This window comes from Enterococcus montenegrensis (assembly GCF_029983095.1).
Classification (GTDB): domain Bacteria; phylum Bacillota; class Bacilli; order Lactobacillales; family Enterococcaceae; genus Enterococcus_C; species Enterococcus_C montenegrensis.
In genome coordinates, this window is record NZ_CP120467.1 from 2194841 (window position 1) to 2215812 (window position 20972).

Sequence of the window (20972 nt, forward strand, 5' to 3'; positions counted from 1 at the left end):
TTATAATGAGTTGAAAAACTCCATTAAAGATTCTTCAAAATCCGATGCTTCAAAAAAGCCTATATCTTCCTTCTCTTCAACTTTATGCACCAAATCTGCTAAAGATGGATTGTCAATTAGCGTATGCCCGGGTAAATAAAGATCGTAAGCCTCCATTATCATATTGCCGTTTACATTTCTATCAGCTGCCCACCGACGAATTTCTAATTCACGGCGCTCAGAGCGATAGCGCTTGCGTGTTTCTTGTAAAGATTCGGTTGTAAAATGTTGCTTAATTTCACCAGATTCAATATCCTCAACAATTTCGTTGATCTCTTTTCTATTCTCCTCATTCATTGGAAGAATATGCTTATCAATTGCTTCTTTATTTTTGTCACTTTTCTCATCAATAAAGGCATTTAAGAGCTCCACTAACATGTCATAATCAATGATTTCATGGTGATAGAATTCGATTCCGATTTTTATTTCTGTCAAATCAGGGCGATCTTCGGGAGGAAGTTTTTCTCGAGCATCATTTATTCTTGCTTGCAAAGCACCGAACTCTTCGCTACTGGAAATATCTAACCGTACCTTTTCACCAGTAAACTCATTATTCTGATCCATCACATTCAATTCGCTACCTAGCTCATAACCTTGTTGTACAAGCTGTTGAATTTTATTCTGCGTCTTCAACCCCAGCGTAACAAACTCTATCAAGTTAAGGTGTCCTCGTGGAATTTGACTAAAGTCCGGTTCAGCAAGCTCTTTTAATCTTGCTACTGGTTCTTCTAAATCAATAATCTGCAAACTTTGTGGTTTTGCCAGAATATTGTCATCCTCCAACTCTTTTGATTTCAAGTCTTTTGTTTCAGCTTCTGCCTCTTGTAGCGTATCATTTCCGCCTTTAGTATAAATTCGCAGAGCATTTTCGACATAATCTCGCATCTCGTCCCCTTGGCGGTAAAAACGTACTTTTCCATAGGGCTTACTATTAATATCGTAAACTCGGTTTGTGCGAGACATCGCCTGAATTAGCATACCTTCCTTAAGCATTTTGTCCATATAGATCATATTCACATACTTGGAGTCAAATCCCGTCAGTAATTGATCTGAAACAATCACCAAATCAAGACGCTCTTCTTCTTTCCCTTGATTATAGGGCTGTTTACGTGCTAATCGTTTGGTGATATCCAGCATATACGCCCTTGCCGGATCTTTGGCATCTAATATACTGGGCATATTGAACTTTTCTACATACTCTCTTATTGCTTTCTTCAGTGACTCATTCAGTTCTTTTGTCCCATGTTCATTGGACTCGTCCCGTGAAAAAGTCATCGCAATATTGAGATGAGGCGCCTTATCTTTAAAAATGTTGTAATAGTGAACAACAGCTTGCTTGCCTGAAACTGCTAACATCGCCTGAAATTCATTCTCTTTACGTTGCCCGGCAAATAATGCCCCACCAGAAGTCTTTTTCCAATTCGTCAATATATCCTCTACTACCTGCTGCCGATAGACATCACTTTGATAGACTGCCTTTTCATATTCATCTTCAGAAAATTCATTTGAAGAGTGTTCCACTACCCAATGCGGTTTGAAATACGTGACATCAAAGCCGAGCACATTCCCATCACCTATCGCATCCTTAATGGTATATGTATGCAATCTTTTCCCAAAGATATCATGTGTCGAAATATCACGAGTTGTTTTAACATCGTTAATCTCATCACTATAGAAGTTAGGTGTACCAGTAAATCCAAACCAAGTTGTATTTTTGAAAGCATCCTTAATAAGTTTTACGGAATCTCCACTCGCACTACGATGAGCTTCGTCCATGATAATGACGTTCCAGTCATCATTTTTCAGTCCATTTTTTACAGCTTTGGCTAATCCTTGCACAGAAATCAGTAGAATTTTTGATGTTCCTTTGCTTCTTAATTCTTTTCGTAGTTCATGTCCGTTGACTTTCTTTATGCGTTCTCGAATATGGATGTACGCATAGTTTTTAAAATTTTCTAATGTCTGATCAACTAAGTCCACTCGATCAACAATGAAGAGTACATTCCGAATTTTGGGGGATGAGGCCAATAACTGTGCTACTTTAAAAGAAGTAACGGTTTTTCCCGATCCCGTTGTATGCCAGATATAGCCTCCCTCTTTTTTAATAACACCATCATTTTCCATTTCTCTAACTCGCTGAATGATTTCCCGTGTTGCTTGAATTTGATAACTTCTCATAACCATTAAGTTTTTGTTAGATATATCCGGAATCATATTCACGGTTACTAGACGGTGAAGAGTGGGAATACCCATGACTTGTTGGGCAAATTCAAATGCATCGGTAATGTCTTTATTTCTTTCATCACGCCAGCCAAAAACATATGTTTTATTGTAATGTTCAATTGAGCTTGGTCGGGCGAAATAGTGGGCAGAATGCTGGCTCAGAATAAATTGAACTTGTACAAATACGAAAAGTCCTCGGTAAAGACCATCGGCTTCATATCCTTTAAGCTGTTCAAACGCATTCCATTGATTTTGTAAGTGCTCATCTTTTTCTTCCACATGCGCAACAGGAATACCGTTTATCAATAATGCAACATCTATGATTCGTTTACTTGCTAGGCTGTCTGATAAATTTGTAAAAGAAATTTGACTAACTACCTCATATCTTGAACGCCCACCAGCCACATCATCTTCATAAAAAACCTCTACTTCAAGACTAGAACCATCATCACGCGTGATTGGAATCGAACCCACTCCTCCCGCACCAACTAATAAAAGTTGTGCATCATAAGGTGTCCTAACTTCTCGTACGCGTTGCATTATTAAACCAAATTCAATATCTGATAAAGGTTTCCCACTTAGTTTAGGTGCGTTCAACTCATTAAGAACTTTTCGCCAATTATCTACCAGCTTTTCGAGTTTACAACCTGACAAATCTTTCCGATACTTCCAGCCTAAATCCTCTAGCTTATTAATCAAAGCTGCTTCAAATTTTGCTTCAGCCATCATACCTTTCCTTCCCTTAGTAAATTTTATGTACGTTAGAAATTACTTTACAGCTCTATTCATTTAAACTTTCACTGTTTTCAAGCGTAAGTATGTTGATATCATTATTATACCATTAAGAAAAAACTAGGTGATAGAAACTATATGTGTGTAGAAAAGTACCCATCCCCCGTGAAAAGGGTAGATTTTCCCTTTCATTCTCCTTAACTTAGTTTATGATAAGTTAAAAATTGGTTAATTGCTTTAGAATTAACCGTATCCTGACTATTATATAAAATCGTAATCAAATAATTATTGTAATTTTTAATTTCATGTTCAAAGGAATTGAAAGATTCAATTGCTGATTCTATATCAAATTTATTATCCGCAAGTCGTAATCGATTGGCTAGACTGGATTTAACAAAAGATATCGATGAAACTTCAAATTTACTCCACATGGTTTTCGGCATACACACTGTAGTCTATTGTTTGAAAGTGGCGCTTCGACAAAAGAGGTACAGGAAAGATTAGGCCATAAAGATATCAAAACAACCATGAATATCTATGCTCATGTTACCCCTCAATTGATCAAAGAAACTGGCGACAGATTTGCTAAATTTATGGGAGAATAATCCTCAACGTAGCCAAAAGAGTACCCAAAGTAAAAAAGAGTCAAATAAAAAAGCTCGAAACGCTGTAATATCAACGTTTCGAGCAAGCATTTCAGTATTACCCCACAGACCCTTCCAGCAAAAGGTTAGCTTTTCCTAAAGTCTCTAACGGATTCTAAACGTTGATATAACAGCATTTCGTTTTTCTAGTAAATACTGTTGTATCCCGTTAATTTTTATCAATTGTAGTTAGTTTTGAGTTAGTTTCAAACTGTTTCAACTAGAAAAATATGGATATTTTGGATAATTTTAGTAAGAAAATTGCGAGCTGGAACGAATACTAAAATTACTGATACTATTTATAAAAAAACGAACTTCACTTTTTATTTCTAACACTTAGGAGTGATACAATTTTAAAGTTTATTGTGTCTTTTTAAGTACTCTGATAGAAGTAAAACTTCCAGAGCACCATCAGAAGCTTTGTCTACAATAAAATATTGATTTTTATTATCAGGAGTATTGTTAGCAATTTTATGCGCCATAATTAGAGCGTCTATATATTTTTCAACTTCTTCTGAAGAAAGCTCTTGATCAATAGATGCAATGATTTCTCCTGCATCAGTTTTAACCTTAATAACAGCGTTTACGGGCTCCGGATCTTTATTGGCACGTAAAAGTTTAACATTACTATTCCTAATTTTTTTTACTATAATAACTAAGCTATTTTTTAGAACATCGTAGGCTGCGGGCATTAATACCCCTCCAACTAACATATTGAATAAGTTGTTGTTTAATATGATCTCAATTCCGTCAAATATAGAATTTTTAATACCACGCTCCTCTAAGAAAAAGAGTTCTATATTGTTTTCTTCAAAATTTTGTTTTAATTCTGTTCTCTCCTCTGGAGTGAAGAACATATAACTATTTATCAAGATCATCCCATTAGAATTTAACATTTTTTCCATAAGTACTACACTCTCTTTCCTTGGCTAAAATTTATTTTTTATTCTTGCCAACATCTTCTATTTTTAACTACTTAGAAAATAAAGATGGCTATTAATATTCAATCTTAACCTTGTATATTATTGAATTTCTGATTCAAGAAGTTTATCTGACTTATCTGAAAAAATAATACCATCTATTGACTAATAATATACCACAAAAAATATTATGTCAGTAGCCGTTAGATAACAAAAGCAGTATACTAAGCTTATCATATAAACAAGGAGCTTATACAAAATGAAGAAATATGACAGCAAAGTAACGATGCTAGAAGATTTTGAAATGAGAGGTTTATGGTACTTACCTGAATCAGATTTAGATAATGGAATTTACGGAACTTTAACCTTTACTCATAGTATAATTTCATTAAAATTAATGGGTAATTTTGTAGACTTCCATGATCATAAAAATTCAGTCGATGATAGTGTAATCTGCGGTTTTTCTGAAAATGGCAAATATGTATATTTAGATAGTTGCTTCATTACTAAACAAACTAATAATATGCCTGGTATTGGAATGTCTGAATATCAAGTAAACTCCTTATTTATTTCATCCAAACCAATTTCGTTAATTGATGATTTAAATGTCACAAAATTTGCTTTTTCTTTTGACTCATATGAAAGTTGGGACAAAAGTTCTCCCATTGAAATATTTATGAATACAGCAGAAAAATCTGAATCTGTAAACTATTCTCAGGAAAGTCTAAAATCAATTGAAAACTCATATCTAATAGAGAATGATACCATGGAATTTTTCAAAAAAGCTGTAGTAACACGTAGGCATATTGATGGATTTACAAAATTAGAAATCTCTCTAAAAAACATTTTGAAATAAAAATTTTAAACAACAGCGTATTTTCTTTTGATAATTTAAAGGATAGTTTACTTAAAATCAATAATTTTTATTCAATATTTTGGGGACAAAGACTAAATAATAAGCTCTTAAAAATATTTACAGATTCACAAGAGATTTCTGTTTTTTTGTACAAAGAATAGCGAACTCGAAAAAAACGGTTTTAGATTACGAAAATATTCATGAATCAATTGAAACAATTTTTCATAAGTTTGAGAAAGAATATGATTCTTTACAAGTTATTTTGAATACTCGAGCAAATCAGTCTTTTAAGAACGGGTTCGACTCTGATACATTTATAGATACATCCAAAAACTTAGAAGTATTTGCAAGACAATATTTAAATACAAATCCTGAGTTACCAACTAATTATGAAGAAATTAAAAATGAATTATTTGATATTTTGGAGCTAAAACTAGATCAAAATATCATTAACCAATCTGATTATCAATTTTTTGAAAATAAAATAAATTTTGTAGGAGAAAGAGCTCTCCGTTGGAAAATAACAAATTGTATAAAGTTACTTCCCGAAGAACTACTAATAAAATTATTTGGCTCAGAAAAAGAAGCAAAACAATTAATAATTTCTGTAGATCTATAGCCGATACAAGAAACTATCTAACACACGGAGATTCATTAAGTAAATATGAATTAGCTATTACCAATGCAAGAGATTTATATTACGTAACTTTGAAATTACAATGCATTTTAGATGTTCTTATACTAAAAAAGTTAGATTTAGATGATTTAACAATTGTAAAAAGCATCTCTAAATACGACGGCCCATATCAGTCTCTTTTCTATTAAAACAAATCTACTCAATCATAAAAAAAGTTTTACACTCTCTTCTCACACTTGCATGACGCCTCATTAATAAATGAAGTTTACACAATTTTATGTCTCTTAAGACTCCCCCTATAATAATTGAGAAGAGAAATATCTTGTGATAATCAAGCGAAAATTTAAGATAACGAACATGAAAATTACTACTGATAAGATAAAGGTAATTATGAATGAAAACTTATTAAATAATTAAATGACTTCTTCTGTTAAAAAATTACTGAAAAGTTAATTTTAAATAGTAAAATAATCTAATAGTATGATATCAATCTATTGGAATTTAAGATTTCATTCATAATTACTGTGTACTTCTTTCTATTTAAATTTCAATTATTTTTTTATATCTAGTTTAACTGTGGATTAGAACAAAAATAGTTTAAAATAATTGATGATCTAAAACCGTTATATTTATATCTCTTTTACCAGTTTCTTGGTCAGTTAGTCTACTTTCAACGTCTAATAGACCAATTATTGAAAGAATCATATTTCTAACCAGTTGCATCAATCTTAATGTTCTTGACTCTAATAATTGAGGATCAATATAGTATAACTCAGAATCTCTAACAAAAGAATATGCTTTATGTTCTAAAAAATTACGATAATCTGATAGTTCTTGAGCATCTGGTAACAAATAATTTCTTAATTCCAAATCATTTTCATCTCTATATTCTTTTCTCATCCAGTAAAGATTGAAAAGGAAGGTATTCTTATAATCTAGTAATTTATATCCCTCAGAATCACTGCAATTCCAAATACTGTTCATGTTCACTCTTCGCTCATTATTGCTTGGTGGGATTAGTTGAAAATGCTTATATAAGAAAAATGACACCTTATCGAAAAATGAAAATAATAAACAGAAAATATTTGCTAATTTATAATAATCTTCTTTTCCATTAGTAAAGTTTTCATATAAATCTTCCCTTAAACCAACAAAATTATTTAACATATTATTAAGCATCACTTTAGATGCGTCAGGTATCTTTCTGTCTGTACAAAATTCATTAGTTTTTATATCAAACTTTGCTTCCTCAAAACCCCAGTAGTCATTTAAAAAATTTAAATATAAGACATTTTTTACACACCAGTTCTCATAACTTTCTTCATTATAGTCAATCCATGTTAGTAAATTTGAAGGGCTGTAATGGGGGTCTTCTCCTCGAGCAAGACTAGCCAAATAAGATTTTTTTAAAGTATTGTATCGTAACATCCTTGTTAAGAAAAGCTCCTCACCATTCTCTATTTCAGTAATATCAATAGCAAAGTATTCATCATGTATATAATTAAATATCTTATCTTGTTTATTAAAATCAATAAATGGTGAGTGCTTTTCTAAGCAAAATGCTCGATTACCTCTAGCCATTGAAAACGTAGAATCAAGTAGGAGTGCTTTATTAAAATAGTGTAGAGCATCAATCGTTCTAAAATGATTACTCAGCTCATTTCCTAAATTCACATAGCATCTTTTCATTATTTCATCAATGAATGATTCATCGTATCCCAAAATATCTAGATTATTTTCAAAAATCTTTATTCCTTGTAAATAACAGTATATTGAATAATAATAATCACTTGCGTTTCTGAATATATATTGAATATACTCCTCTTGCTTAAAATTAATATCTTCTTCAAAATACTCTGAAAAAAATAAACCTAAATTATAGAGAAAAGAGATTTCCTCTGCCAAACTATTAAAAGAATACATATCCTTTTTGTATTGCTCAAATAGTTTTTTCAAAAATTCAATCTTGTTTGATTTATCATACATTTCCTCATAGTCAACCTGTATTTTTTCCATCTATGCACCACCTAACAAAGTAAAATTATCACTTGCTAAACTAACTGATAATAAATTCAAAAAGCTCAAATAGTAAATCAACTTTGAACAATTACTTTCTAACTTCTTAAGCTAAAAAATTTTCCAAATCTGGATCAGTTCTTCTTTCTATTAAATCGGTCCATTTAGAACTAATATTTCTTTCACAACATCTTTTATAAGCTGCTTCACCCATTAAAAGTCGTGTTTTTTCAAGATTTGGAGGTTGAGCATTACTTTTGGTAGTATGATAAATCCAACCACAGAAATATACTTTGTCTGCTTCCTCTACGTCTCGTTTATATCGAAGAATATCACTATTTTTTACTCTTTCTGTATTTCTAAACTCAGGTACATTGTTATTAACAAAATGGTGTTAGTATTAAATCTTAGACAACTTTTCGTAGAGACAAAAATAAATTAAACTTAGCTACGAGAGGATGATTTTTTATGACCCGATATGAAGAAAATTTTAAACAGATGATTGTTGAACTGAATCAAACTGGACGTTCCGTTCGAGGGTTGGCGAAAGAATATGGCTTATCTGAAGCGACGATTTACAAATGGAAGAATTTATATTTGCCTAATCAGTCCACAGGACTGACTGGAAAAGAAGTGGCTGAACTAAAAAAAGAAAATGCTCGTTTGAAAGAGGAACTTGAAATCTTAAAAAAAGCCGCAGCCATATTCTCTCGGAAAACCTAAATTCGCTTATTCAGTTTATTGAAAAATGGTGTAAGGACTACACTGTTTCTTTGTTATGTCGGTTATTAGAAATCCCTAGAAGTGTCTACTATTTTTATAAAAACAAGCCATTGACAGCTACAGAAATCAGAAATAATACGTTGAAAGAGACTATTTCGACAGTTTTTTTTACGAATAAACAGCGCTATGGTGCCACTAAAATTCATCAAGTTTTATTAAAAGATGGCATTTCAGTATCTCTTAAACATGTCCAAAAGCTAATGAAGCAATTAAATTTAAGATCGATTGTAGTAAAAAAATTTAGACCTCAAAGGTTAAATAAAGCGATTATTTCAAAAGAGAACATATTAAATCAGGACTTTTCTACTAAAACTATTTGTGAGAAATGGGCGGCTGACATTACATACATTCCTACTAAGAAAAATGGCTGGTGTTACTTGTCTTCCATCATGGATCTACACACGAAAAAAATTATTAGTTATACATTTTCAAAAAGAATGACGGTGGATTGTGTCATTCAAACGTTGAATAAAGCAAAACTAAAGTATCACATTCCGGAAGGAATGATTCTACACACTGACTTGGGCAGTCAATATACAGCAACAGAAGTAGAAAAATGGCTTGAAACCAACAAAATAAGGCATTCCTATAGTAGAAAGGGAACACCTTATGATAACGCAGGAATCGAATCTTTCCACGCCTCATTGAAAAAGGAAGAAGTTTACACGACTAGCTACTCAAATTTTGAAGAAGCAAATCGTGCACTATTTAGCTATATTGAGGGATTTTATAACCGGAATCGACTTCATAGTTCGATTCACTATCTAACCCCTCAGGAGTTTGAAGATTTGGCAAAAGAAAAAATGACATAACCGTCTCTACTAAAATGTGTCCAAGATATTGACTCAAATCCAAAACTTAAGAAGTCATTGGGTGTAAATTTATGATCCGGATCATACTGAATATTGAAAATCTCTATCAATTTCCGATACAGTTCTTTAGCGAAAAAAGAATTAACTTCAAAATCCTGATTCATTTCCAACTCAAAATACTCATTAGTTCCTTGAATACCAAAAATCAAAAGAAAGGGTTCAACATCAGCTAAAAATAAAACATGTGCTCTAACTCCATTATACTCTATTGTAAATCTCTGTTTTTTCTCACCTACTTGATTCATCGCAATAAATAATGGCTCAAAATTTTCTAGTCTCATAAATTCCCTCCCAAAATAATCTAGTTTTTCTTAATAAGTTAATTCTATCATGTTCTATACCATTTGAATAATGCTTTTAGCAAAAAGGAACTGAACCAAAACCCTTGTCCCCACTAATCAGAAGTCCCTCTCTTAACCTAAAAAAAACAAATAAACTCAAGGAGGAAAAGAAACAATGACAACTAAATATAAAAAGCACAAACTAGCCAGCTATCTCGCATTGATAGTAATCATGGCTAGTTTTTTTGTAACTCCTATCACTGCTCTTGCTGCTACCGTCAATTACACAAGAATTGCTGATTATGTTTCTACTTGGTATTTAGCGAATCCTGCTGGTCTTCATTGGACAGATGATGGTGTTCACATGATTAAAGCAGAGGGTGAGCCTGCCTTTTGTATTGAACATGGTACCATTTTAAACGGCGGTTCTGGTTTTGATCCATCTGAACTCACTATTGCTGAAAAAGACCGCTTGTCTCTGATTGCCTATTATGGCTATAAAACGAATCCTACAAGTGAAAACTATGGAATCACTCAAAATATGATTTGGGAGTCATTTGGCGATCAGCTACTGTCTACTACCCTTCCCAACTATCAAAATCGGAAAAATGAAATTCTAGCAAAAGTGAATGCACACAATACAAAACCTTCATTCAATAATCAGACGATCACTTTAAATGTTGGCGATACAATCACACTTAATGATACAAACGGTGTTTTAAGTAAGTATGGCAATCTAGCTAGCAATTCTGCTAATCTACAACTAAATAAATCCGGAAACCAATTGAAGCTAACCGCAACCAGTTCATCGAAAGAAACAGGAAAATTACAGTATAATATTGCAAATGCCAATGATGTAGGTACAAGTTTTGTTTTCAACAAACCCAATGAACAAAAAGTAGCTACTTTCAAATTATCTAATGCCGGTTCCTTTCAGCTAAATATCAAAGTCAATTTAAACGGTAATGTCAAATTGAAAAAAGTAGATGAGGATACTGGACAGCCTGTACCCAATACAAAAATGAAATTTGAGTTTAACGGACAATCCAAAGAAATTGTCACTGATCCTAATGGTTTAGCTCAAATGAATAACTTAAAAGCTGGCACAAAAATAAAAATCACCGAAGTAACTGCCAACAATGGCTTTGTAAATAAAGGCGAATCTAAAGAAATTACGATTGAACCCAATAAAACAATTGAAGTGGTATTTAGAAATAAAGCCCAACAAGGATTGCTTCACCTAAAGAAAACAGGACAAAAAGCTTCTAGTATTACAGCAAAAGATTCAGACTACGGAAAGCTACATGAAATCACTTTCGATTACGTTCCTCTGGCGGATGTCACCTTTACAATTAAAGCTCGTGAGGATATTAAAGTAGGCAATTATGTTCATGCGAAAAAAGGAAGTATAGTTGCCACTGTTCAAACGGATAAAAATGGTGAACTAATGAATATGCCAAAACTATATCTAGGAAAATATGAAGCCATTGAAACAGCTGCACCTGCTGGTTACTTGATGAATACAACGCCTCTCCCTTTTGAATTCACCTATGAAGGGCAAAACGTTGAACTTGTATCTCAATCTATTGAAGCAAAAAATGATTTCCAACAACTCAAGATTACTCTCCATAAAAACGAAGAACAAATTAAAGAATGGAAAGAAAATAAACCCGTTATCGAAGAGATCCAAGCCAATGGCAAAATATTCGGTCTGTTCACCAATCAAGAGTTTACAATGACGGATAAAACAATACTGCCCGCTGATTCTCTACTAGGATTTGGCACAGTAAAAGATGGTGGGCTTACGTTCCCTACTCAACAATTAATGGAAGGAAAATATTATGTCCAAGAATTAGATGCTGGTGAAAATCATGATATTGATACTAGCCATCATGAATTCGAGTTTACAGCAGCAGACCACGAATCAGAAAAAGTGATCGACATTTATGCAGCTAAAGAAAACTCAGAAGATGAATCTGCACCACTTTTAAATAGGCTTCACTTCAATCAGTTTTCACTAAAAAAAGTGAATGAAGAAGCCACTTTGAAAGAGAAAATTGGCTATGAATTTGCTTTTATAGGTAATGGAAAAGGCGCTATTTTCACTCTAGAAACTGAGGAAAAAGAAGTGATTCAAACAGTCACTGTAGATGAACAATCTCTTGCTACCTTTACCAATATTCCAGTAGGAATGTTTTATCTGAAAGAAAAGCAACCAGCTTCTGAACAGTATGTTCTGTCTCCTGAGACCTATCAAATCGTCTCTACCCTAAAAGGTATTCAAGCCTATGATAGTAAAGGTACATTACTTGGTGAAAACTTTGGTGTTAGTATTAAATCTTAGACAACTTTTCGTAGAGACAAAAATAAATTAAACTTAGCTACGAGAGGATGATTTTTTATGACCCGATATGAAGAAAATTTTAAACAGATGATTGTTGAACTGAATCAAACTGGACGTTCCGTTCGAGGGTTGGCGAAAGAATATGGCTTATCTGAAGCGACGATTTACAAATGGAAGAATTTATATTTGCCTAATCAGTCCACAGGACTGACTGGAAAAGAAGTGGCTGAACTAAAAAAAGAAAATGCTCGTTTGAAAGAGGAACTTGAAATCTTAAAAAAAGCCGCAGCCATATTCTCTCGGAAAACCTAAATTCGCTTATTCAGTTTATTGAAAAATGGTGTAAGGACTACACTGTTTCTTTGTTATGTCGGTTATTAGAAATCCCTAGAAGTGTCTACTATTTTTATAAAAACAAGCCATTGACAGCTACAGAAATCAGAAATAATACGTTGAAAGAGACTATTTCGACAGTTTTTTTTACGAATAAACAGCGCTATGGTGCCACTAAAATTCATCAAGTTTTATTAAAAGATGGCATTTCAGTATCTCTTAAACATGTCCAAAAGCTAATGAAGCAATTAAATTTAAGATCGATTGTAGTAAAAAAATTTAGACCTCAAAGGTTAAATAAAGCGATTATTTCAAAAGAGAACATATTAAATCAGGACTTTTCTACTAAAACTATTTGTGAGAAATGGGCGGCTGACATTACATACATTCCTACTAAGAAAAATGGCTGGTGTTACTTGTCTTCCATCATGGATCTACACACGAAAAAAATTATTAGTTATACATTTTCAAAAAGAATGACGGTGGATTGTGTCATTCAAACGTTGAATAAAGCAAAACTAAAGTATCACATTCCGGAAGGAATGATTCTACACACTGACTTGGGCAGTCAATATACAGCAACAGAAGTAGAAAAATGGCTTGAAACCAACAAAATAAGGCATTCCTATAGTAGAAAGGGAACACCTTATGATAACGCAGGAATCGAATCTTTCCACGCCTCATTGAAAAAGGAAGAAGTTTACACGACTAGCTACTCAAATTTTGAAGAAGCAAATCGTGCACTATTTAGCTATATTGAGGGATTTTATAACCGGAATCGACTTCATAGTTCGATTCACTATCTAACCCCTCAGGAGTTTGAAGATTTGGCAAAAGAAAAAATGACATAACCGTCTCTACTAAAATGTGTCCAAGATATTGACTCAAATCCACTTTAATGAAGAGAAGCTAGAAGAAAATACAAATAAGCAATTAGCTAATGAAACTACCCCAGCTGAGGAACCACAAACCGATCAAGAATCGCCTCTACTGCTGGAGATTAAAAATCATTTAGTCAAAGGTATTGCTGAACTAACAAAAACGGACGTGTCAAATGGAAAAGAGCTGCCAGATACAGGCGTTCGTATTCTTGATAAGGATAAAAAAATCATCATTGAAGGAAAAACAGATAGTCAAGGTCATTTTAGTTTTGAAAACTTACCACGAGGAGTCTATTATTTCCAAGAATTTGAAGCCCCTACTGGCTATCAAATAGACGAAACACCGATTAAGTTTGAAATCCTAGAAGATGGTGAGTTTGTCAAATGTACCATGACGAACGAGATGATTCCAAGTAAAAAAGAAACCTCTGTAACAAGAAGCTTGCCACAAACTGGCGAAGTCATTTCTATCGCTGGGGTCATTTTAGGTAGTGCACTATTAGTCAGTATTGCTGGTTATTACTTCTACAACAAGAAGAAACAGCATAACAAAAATAACTAGAAAACTGGAGGCATTTCTATGTCTCCTTTTTTAATAAAAAAGAAAGAAGGAATAAAGATGTCCAATCGTGTCACAAGCATTGTCTTAAAGGACAATCAATTAGGAAATAAAATCAAAGCAACCGTTAAAGAAGAACGAGAAATTTATGTAGAGGGAAAAAGAGTCCCTTGTCGTATTTTTACAGCCTCCACTGCTCTTCATCCTGACTTTGAAATCATCGTTCCAAATTTACGAAACTCCCTACGTTTTGAAGGTCGTAAAGAAGTTGAGCTGCGTGAAGTTACACTTGTTCCTAGTGCCAAACGAAATAATATTGGGACAGCAAGCCGCTCACTTGAATTACAAATTTTTGCTAAACAACTGCTGACACTGAACTAGAAAAGGAGAAAAATGATGAGTTTAAAATTTGAAGACAATATTGTTAAAGATTTTGATACACGAAGAACGTTTGGAAAATTATTTTATTTGAATAGCAAAAAAATTTATGAAACAGATACAGAGGGCAACCGAACAGATTTTGTTCGAGAACAACGGATCACTGTCTATTCCGAAGCTAAAAATGACCAAATTGATATCACTGTCCCTGAAACTGTTGATACCACACCTTTCTCTTATGATGATGAAGTAGAACTCACTGGAGAAGTAACTGCACTTGCTTGGCTTTCTTCTTATACTGGCTATAATGATTCAATTCAGTCTGAACAAGCCTTCAAAATCAGAGCAGAATCACTAAAAAAAGTAGAACCAGTTATTGTAAAGCAGGCTAAAGGAGATCAAAACGCTAAAAATTAATTGAATGGAGGCAACTATGAACACATTCTTTCATTATCGTGGGCGTAGAATTCGTCCTCTGCATCTATCTATTTATCGTACCTACCTTCTACTAACTTGGTTTCCTTTTCTATTATTTGCTGGTTACTATAGCTACCTTTTTATCTATCCATTAATCCTAATTATGCAGCAAAGACAAATAATTGATTGGATTGCCCTCTTAGTTCCCATTGGAGGGCTTTTTTTAATACTCTTCTTGCCGTTGTTAGTTTTGGTCATGATTCGCAGAGTTTCTTTTTTAAAAGGTGGCTTCTTCTATCGAGTCTACCAACGGCAAATGTTAGCTCGTCTCTTGAAAAGCAATGGATTGTATGAGAAAACGGAACGGAAATCAAAAGAACCCACAACTGAGAAGATAATTTTTCCGAAAGTTTATTACCGTAATACCAAGGAAATTCTTTATTTGACAGTTCCTACAGATGGGATGAAATGGCATGACCGTTTTCAAAAAATTGCAAAGACCTTTGAAGAAATGTACATTGCTGACTTCATTGAGGAACAAAAAGAAATGGGCTTCACCACCTATTTATTGATGATTGATGTGATCAGTAAGCGAATTGGAATTGAAGATTGCTTCGTAACAAATGGACAAGTCAAACTCATGGATGGCGTTGTATGGGACTATGCCGAAGTGCCTCACATGTTAGTAACTGGAGGCACAGGGGGTGGCAAGTCCTACTTTCTGCTCACCTTAATTCATGCGCTCATTCAGATTGGAACGGTTGATGTATGTGATCCAAAAGAAGCAGATTTAAAAGATTTAGAAAGTCTACATTTATTCAAAAATCACGTATTTTACGGGACAAAATGGATTACGAAATGTTTAAAGAATGCTGTAGAAGAAATGAATCGACGTTATGTTTATATGAGGGCTCTCCCTAACTATACAACAGGGAAAAACTTTGCATACTATGGTATTCCTCCCTACTTTATTATTGTTGATGAGTGGGCAGCCTTTTTTGGCACCTTAACCTATAAAGAACAGGACGAAATTCTGCGATATGTAAAGGAACTTGTTCTAAAAGCACGACAAGCAGGTGTTTTTCTCATTTTAGCAACCCAACGTCCTGATGCAGATAACTTTGGTGGCGGTGTACGTGATAATCTTCTATTTCGAGTTAGCTTGGGAAAGCTATCAGAACAGGGCTATTACATGACTTTTGGATCGGATCAAAAAGGAAAAGCGTTCATCAATAAACGAATGAAAGGCAGAGGCTACTGCGATAGTGGCTCAGGAGTTCCTCGTGAATTCTATGCCCCTATTGTTCCGAAAAAATATGATTTCCTAGCAGAACTTAGACAAATAGGTACTATGCAAACATTAAATATAAAAGAGCTTTTACAAGAAATGACTACTGAGGAAATTAATGAAGCACATTCAGCTTTTGGACTTTCACAGAAAAAATTAGGATGAGATACTCCCTATATCAATGAAAAAAGGGAAAGGGAAAGCTTTATCTTTTGTTGCCCTTTTTTCGTTGCCTCAGCGGATGGAAGAAGCTGATACTAACCGCTTCGTTTTATGAACAAGGTTTCCTTGTGAAAGCCGCACACTTTGGTGTGTGGCGATAGAACGAAAAGGAATAGGCAGGTTTCCTGCCTATGACTGTGCGTGGTTAGGGCGAGCAGCGCTCGCTCTAACCTGTTACCCCCGCTTAATAACATGGGGGTAACTTTTTGCAAGAAAGACAAATTGGTTGTCAAAATCCCTTATTAATAAAGCTTTTCTTTAAGAATAAAGCTGTAAACAATTTTCATTTATTTAGTGAACACAAGGCAGGTGACCCATGAATAATCAAGAAATAAAAATTTTACGAAAGCGACTACGGTTAACACAACAGCAATTTGCCGAAAAGCTTGATTGGAGTAAATCATACCTCTCTATGATTGAAACTGGTAAACGAACGATCACAAAAAAATCCATAGAAAAAATACGCAAAACATTCCATATGGACGGTGGCATTCTACCCATGGAAGCAAAAATTGATTTTCTTCGTGTTCGCTTCAAAATCCACTCCCCTTCTCAAGTAATTGAGAAGATATTACAAATGAATCCAGATGTGTTCATTTACAAAAACTATGGCTTTAATCATTATACAGAAAGCTATTGTTTCAGTGACATCTTTGTTTTCTCAAATCCAGAAAACCTAAATATGGGGGTAATGATTGAACTGCGTGGACAAGGCTGTCGAGAATATGAATTGGTACTAGAAGAACAAGAAGAAACTTGGACGACATTCTTTTGGCGGCTTTATCAATCGAATATTTTTGGTGAAGGTCTAATAATTGACACCAAAATTACACGAATTGATTTGGCTCTGGATGAACATCTATCCCTTCTTTATCCCAATTACGATTTATTTGAATTGAAAGAAAAAGTTGAACAAGGATTAGTCGATACCACTTTTCGCAATTTTGATTTTACAGGAGGAATTGTTGTGAAGAATGGACAACAGCTCAACAAAGGACTCTCTCTTTACTTTGGTTCCAGACAGTCCCCATTTTATTTAAACTTTTACCAAAAAGATTATGAACTAGCAAAAAAAGAAGAAATCTCTGTTGAAATGGCTCGGCAAAAATATGGCATTAAAAATCGTTATGAAATCCGTTTAGCTGACGAAAAAGCCTATCTCTTTGTTGAGTATTTACTTTCTACAGGAGAAACAATTGAATGGATCGTCAAAGAATTAATTGATACTGCCATCAAAGTATATGATTGCGACTCAAATGGACTACGCACTCATTACAGTCAAAATTGGCGCATGGTCATTGAAAGCATGCAAGAATTACGGTTGACCATGAAGGGTGAAAAACCAAATTATGATAAAGCGTTACGCTGGCTCTCAAACTATCTTGCTCCTACGCTAAAGAAAATTTGGATTATGGATCAAACGTTTGGCAAAAATGAGTTAATGTCTAGAATTCAGCAAGCAGAGCTAAAAGAAAAAGATCAAGAAGAGCTGGCAAAACTTACAACAACAATAAAAGAATTATTGCTACAAGAAGAAACTCAAGCAGCTACTCCCTCTTCTGTAACTGTTACACAAGATGAAGTCGAACAGCTATTAGCACAATTTTTATTTAATTGAGAGGTGAAAAAAATGATTGAATTATATATCGAAAATCTTCATACCCATAAAGGGCGATGGTTTGAACTACCTATTGATTGGGAAGAGGTAAAAGAAAAAATCGAATTGGACGATGGGCAGGAACATTTAATAACAGACTACATGGCACCATTTACCCTTTCTCACTATGAAAATTTTAATGAAATGAATGAAGTAGCAGAACAACTGGATGAGCATAGTGGACACCCAGCCATTCACTATTTAGGTGAACTTGTAGAGTACGGATTTTTCAGCGATATTTTAGATGCATTTGAACAAATTGATGAAATTCAAGTCTACTCTGACTGTTATTCTTATAAAGACTATGCAGAACAATTAGTGGATGATCTTGGCTATTTATCTGGTGTTCCTGATTTAATCAAGTGGAATGTTGACTATGGGGGAATTGGTGAAGATTTACGCCAAGATGGACGCCTCTATCAAGCAAACGACAATACTATTATTGAGGTATTGTCATGAATCAGAAATATCTCAAAGAAGAACTCAAAAAATATGGCTTTCTCTATTTAGAAGGACAAATTCCCGAAAGACAAGCTCGGCAATTTCTCACTGTAAAAAAACTAACTCAACGAGAAAATCTGGTTTTTATTCCTAAAAAAGAAGTCTGTTTTGAACGAATTCTTTCTAAACACACCAGTCTTTATATTGAAGGACTAGAACGTTATAGCGATTCCGGTGTTTATCTTGGTTATTCGTATGATTTTTACAAAGCTACCTATCTATTCAATTCTCAGCCTAGTCGTTTAAAAATTTATGGTACGCAACTTTCTGCAAAGGAACTTCTTTATTTGGTAAAGGGGTTCCCTTTTTTAATAATCGCAAAGGAGTAACTCAATGAAATTTATCAAAGAGAAAAAGAATCATCCCCCAGCTTTACCAAAAGAAGAAAAAGCCGCTAGTATCCGAACGACTCGTACCTTCTTTCTAATCCTAACGCTTTTGTTAATCAGCAGTGGTCCCTTTGCCTTTGTTAAATCTACCCAAATGCAAAGTCTTATTCGCAAAGAACAAACCACATTAACTGAAACGATTCACAAAGAATTAGCAAAAAAGACAAATACAGCTGTTACATCAGAATTGTATAAACAGTTTCTACAGCCTTTCATTACAGCTTACATTAATATTCCTACCGAGCAGCAAGCATTTGAAAAACGTTTTAATTCACTCCAAGAGACCTATTTCATGATTACCCTAGATGAAGAAAAGAATACGGGGACTGAACGAAAACTACTCTCTTCTGATTTTTATAATCTAATCAGTGAAAATGGACAATTGGTGGCTCAATACCGTATTGCTTATGAAATCAATGCTCCAGTTACAAAAGAACGTGATGTAAAGAAAAAAGAAGGTAATAAAGAAGTAGTCACCAAAGAAAAATATATTGACTACGAAAAAATTGAAAATCGTGTGTTGTTAAATATCCCTTTTATACAATTAAAAAATCAATCGTTTAAAGTGACTGCCTATCCTTATTTTACTCTTGAGCCTTCACTAACTTCAAAAAATGGGCAACTAAAAATGCCTGATATTTCTCAGTACCAACAAGTGGATACCAAAGAAGAAAAAATGGTTGTCAGTTTCATCCAGTCATTCCTTGATAAATATGTATCTGCTTCATTGGAAGATATGGCATTTATGATGAAAGAACCAGAAATTCTAACAGGTCATTATCAGATAAGCAATAGCCAAATTAAACCCTTCTTCAAAGACAAACAACTCTTTGCTTTTGTTACATTTGATGTTATTGATGGTGAAACAAAAATAGGTCACAAGGAAACCATGACTTTATTGTTGAAGCAACGAGAAAACACTTATTTCATTGAAACCATTCATCATTATTTAGGAGGAATTTAAATGAAACAAAAGAAAATAGTATGCTCTCCTCAGCAAAGACAACTACTAACTGTCAAACTCACCACACTATTCAGTAGCCTTTTATTCTTTTTCGCTCTATCTCCTGTCGCTTATGCTGATGCAAACGCTAAGGAAGCCAGTAACTATATCTTGAATGACTGGATTGCACCAATTTTTGGTGTAGTTGTTGTTTATTTAGTCATCAAAGAATTTCTAAATTCAAAATGGATTCAAGGTTTTGCAATCCTCTTTTTTGGCGGTATCATTTACGCTGTTATCAAAGACCCTACAGGCGTTCTTAATTCACTTTCTAATCTAAAAAGCTACTTTGGGTTATAGTCATGAATATAGAAAAACAGATATTAGACTATAGAGAGCCCTTCAATGCACCCTATATGATCAGAGAAATTGCCAAAAATGTCCACTTACCTTTTGTTGTTTATGCACAGGATTTCACTGTTGCAACAGTCAGTTTTGCGATTGTGTTTAGTGCTCTCTTGATACTTTTTGGAATGAATCAATTAGTCGTCATAGTTTCTCTAGCTATTCCTTATGGATTAGTACAACTATTTAACCGAGTTGAGCCGGATGGAAAGAGAGCGGATATTTTTTTGAAAGATTATTTTCTCTATCTTCTGACCTTTGTATTTGGGCATAAATCACTGTATCATGAGCAACTTCACTCATTTAAACAAGAAAAAGTAATTTATGATCGCTGTACCGTTGAACAGCTTTCCATAAAAAAAGAAGGAGAAGCAAAAATGAATACATTAGATGTTGACCAATTGAAACAAGAAATAAAAGATAGTGTTGTTCCAGAACTAATCCATGAATTTGAATCCTTAAAGGCAAGAGAAGAAGGTTTCTATGAATTGTTTGAAACAGATGATGAAGTATTGCTAATGAAGAAAATACTCTTTCGACAATTTGCAGACGGAGTTATCCCGATGTCAGAAATTACTAAATTAAAGGAACAATATCAGTCATTAATCAAGCAATCCATTCGTAAACGAATCACTAGATTATTATAGAAAGG

At 33.8% G+C, this 20972-nt stretch carries 21 protein-coding genes and 1 pseudogene; 17 read left to right on the plus strand and 5 right to left on the minus strand.

Annotation, left to right across the window (positions count from 1 at the left end; all coding sequences use genetic code 11):
• Positions 1–2988: a type I restriction endonuclease subunit R gene (locus tag P3T75_RS10550; protein ID WP_282462600.1), complete on the minus strand. Its 2988-nt coding sequence runs from the start codon at positions 2986–2988 to the stop codon at positions 1–3.
• Between the two features lie 352 nt (positions 2989–3340).
• Between P3T75_RS10550 and P3T75_RS10555 the strand changes: the two are divergent.
• Positions 3341–3599, plus strand: a pseudogene (locus P3T75_RS10555) (tyrosine-type recombinase/integrase); the annotation flags it as partial.
• A gap of 392 nt (positions 3600–3991) precedes the next feature.
• Here the strand turns inward: P3T75_RS10555 and P3T75_RS10560 are convergent.
• Complete coding sequence (locus P3T75_RS10560) at positions 3992–4543, minus strand: hypothetical protein (protein WP_085389096.1); 552 nt, start codon at positions 4541–4543, stop codon at positions 3992–3994.
• Positions 4544–4817: 274 nt separating this feature from the next.
• On the opposite strand from P3T75_RS10560, the gene P3T75_RS10565 reads away from it, so the two are divergent.
• From P3T75_RS10565 to P3T75_RS13565, 3 genes are all read left to right on the plus strand, one after another.
• The gene (locus P3T75_RS10565; protein WP_282461557.1) at positions 4818–5414 is read left to right on the plus strand and encodes an ApeA N-terminal domain 1-containing protein; all 597 of its coding nucleotides are present in this window, start codon (positions 4818–4820) and stop codon (positions 5412–5414) included.
• A gap of 262 nt (positions 5415–5676) precedes the next feature.
• Positions 5677–6033, plus strand: a complete 357-nt coding sequence (locus P3T75_RS10570; RefSeq protein ID WP_282461558.1) for a hypothetical protein — start codon at positions 5677–5679, stop codon at positions 6031–6033.
• Positions 5943–6239 carry a HEPN domain-containing protein gene (locus P3T75_RS13565; RefSeq protein WP_407649845.1) on the plus strand — a complete coding sequence of 99 codons (297 nt, stop codon included), beginning with the start codon at positions 5943–5945 and terminating at the stop codon, positions 6237–6239. The genes P3T75_RS10570 and P3T75_RS13565 overlap by 91 nt, the downstream gene beginning before the upstream one ends.
• Positions 6240–6648: 409 nt before the next feature.
• Here P3T75_RS13565 and P3T75_RS10575 read toward each other — a convergent pair whose 3' ends face one another.
• Both P3T75_RS10575 and P3T75_RS10580 read right to left on the minus strand, forming a co-directional pair.
• Positions 6649–8067 (minus strand): LA2681 family HEPN domain-containing protein, encoded by a 1419-nt coding sequence (locus P3T75_RS10575; protein WP_085391359.1) that lies wholly within the window; start codon positions 8065–8067, stop codon positions 6649–6651.
• A gap of 106 nt (positions 8068–8173) precedes the next feature.
• Complete coding sequence (locus P3T75_RS10580) at positions 8174–8398, minus strand: DUF6037 family protein (RefSeq protein WP_282462601.1); 225 nt, start codon at positions 8396–8398, stop codon at positions 8174–8176.
• Positions 8399–8535: 137 nt separating this feature from the next.
• On the opposite strand from P3T75_RS10580, the gene P3T75_RS10585 reads away from it, so the two are divergent.
• Positions 8536–9662, plus strand: a protein-coding gene (locus P3T75_RS10585) for an IS3 family transposase (RefSeq protein ID WP_113624675.1) whose coding sequence is annotated in 2 segments (ribosomal slippage) — positions 8536–8764 and positions 8764–9662 — 1128 coding nt in all. Because the reading frame shifts where the segments join, the coding sequence is not laid out codon by codon here.
• On the opposite strand, the gene P3T75_RS10590 is transcribed toward P3T75_RS10585, so the two are convergent.
• Entirely contained in the window at positions 9623–10003 is a 381-nt protein-coding gene (locus tag P3T75_RS10590) for a DUF6037 family protein (RefSeq protein ID WP_282461559.1), read from the minus strand. The two genes, P3T75_RS10585 and P3T75_RS10590, sit on opposite strands and share 40 nt — an antisense overlap.
• 175 nt (positions 10004–10178) lie before the next feature.
• On the opposite strand from P3T75_RS10590, the gene P3T75_RS10595 reads away from it, so the two are divergent.
• The 12 genes from P3T75_RS10595 (at position 10179) to P3T75_RS10650 (ending at position 20967) form a co-directional block, all read left to right on the plus strand.
• Positions 10179–12347 (plus strand): SpaA isopeptide-forming pilin-related protein, encoded by a 2169-nt coding sequence (locus P3T75_RS10595; protein ID WP_282461560.1) that lies wholly within the window; start codon positions 10179–10181, stop codon positions 12345–12347.
• A gap of 57 nt (positions 12348–12404) precedes the next feature.
• Positions 12405–13531 (plus strand): IS3 family transposase gene (locus tag P3T75_RS10600; RefSeq protein WP_113624675.1). Its coding sequence is split into 2 segments (ribosomal slippage): positions 12405–12633 and positions 12633–13531, totalling 1128 coding nucleotides; the frame shifts between segments, so codons are not numbered across the junction.
• 28 nt (positions 13532–13559) lie between these two features.
• Positions 13560–14123 carry an MSCRAMM family protein gene (locus P3T75_RS10605; RefSeq protein WP_282461561.1) on the plus strand — a complete coding sequence of 188 codons (564 nt, stop codon included), beginning with the start codon at positions 13560–13562 and terminating at the stop codon, positions 14121–14123.
• Positions 14124–14180: 57 nt separating this feature from the next.
• The gene (locus P3T75_RS10610) at positions 14181–14501 is read left to right on the plus strand and encodes a hypothetical protein (protein ID WP_129160102.1); all 321 of its coding nucleotides are present in this window, start codon (positions 14181–14183) and stop codon (positions 14499–14501) included.
• A gap of 15 nt (positions 14502–14516) precedes the next feature.
• A complete protein-coding gene (locus tag P3T75_RS10615) occupies positions 14517–14915 on the plus strand; it encodes a DUF961 family protein (protein WP_085389011.1) in 399 nt (132 codons plus the stop codon).
• Positions 14916–14931: 16 nt separating this feature from the next.
• Positions 14932–16368, plus strand: a complete 1437-nt coding sequence (locus tag P3T75_RS10620; RefSeq protein WP_085389010.1) for an FtsK/SpoIIIE domain-containing protein — start codon at positions 14932–14934, stop codon at positions 16366–16368.
• A gap of 373 nt (positions 16369–16741) precedes the next feature.
• Positions 16742–18043 carry an XRE family transcriptional regulator gene (locus P3T75_RS10625; RefSeq protein ID WP_085391360.1) on the plus strand — a complete coding sequence of 434 codons (1302 nt, stop codon included), beginning with the start codon at positions 16742–16744 and terminating at the stop codon, positions 18041–18043.
• A 12-nt stretch (positions 18044–18055) separates the two neighbouring features.
• Positions 18056–18541 carry an antirestriction protein ArdA gene (locus tag P3T75_RS10630; RefSeq protein ID WP_085389008.1) on the plus strand — a complete coding sequence of 162 codons (486 nt, stop codon included), beginning with the start codon at positions 18056–18058 and terminating at the stop codon, positions 18539–18541.
• Positions 18538–18912 carry a hypothetical protein gene (locus tag P3T75_RS10635; protein ID WP_085389007.1) on the plus strand — a complete coding sequence of 125 codons (375 nt, stop codon included), beginning with the start codon at positions 18538–18540 and terminating at the stop codon, positions 18910–18912. Before P3T75_RS10630 ends, P3T75_RS10635 begins: the two co-directional genes overlap by 4 nt.
• Positions 18913–18916: 4 nt before the next feature.
• The gene (locus tag P3T75_RS10640) at positions 18917–19936 is read left to right on the plus strand and encodes a conjugal transfer protein (RefSeq protein WP_125180785.1); all 1020 of its coding nucleotides are present in this window, start codon (positions 18917–18919) and stop codon (positions 19934–19936) included.
• Positions 19937–20275: a TcpD family membrane protein gene (locus P3T75_RS10645; RefSeq protein WP_003744475.1), complete on the plus strand. Its 339-nt coding sequence runs from the start codon at positions 19937–19939 to the stop codon at positions 20273–20275.
• A 2-nt stretch (positions 20276–20277) separates the two neighbouring features.
• On the plus strand, positions 20278–20967 hold the full coding sequence (locus tag P3T75_RS10650; RefSeq protein WP_282461562.1) for a TcpE family conjugal transfer membrane protein: 690 nt from the start codon (positions 20278–20280) through the stop codon (positions 20965–20967).
• The last annotated feature ends 5 nt before the right edge of the window (positions 20968–20972 follow it).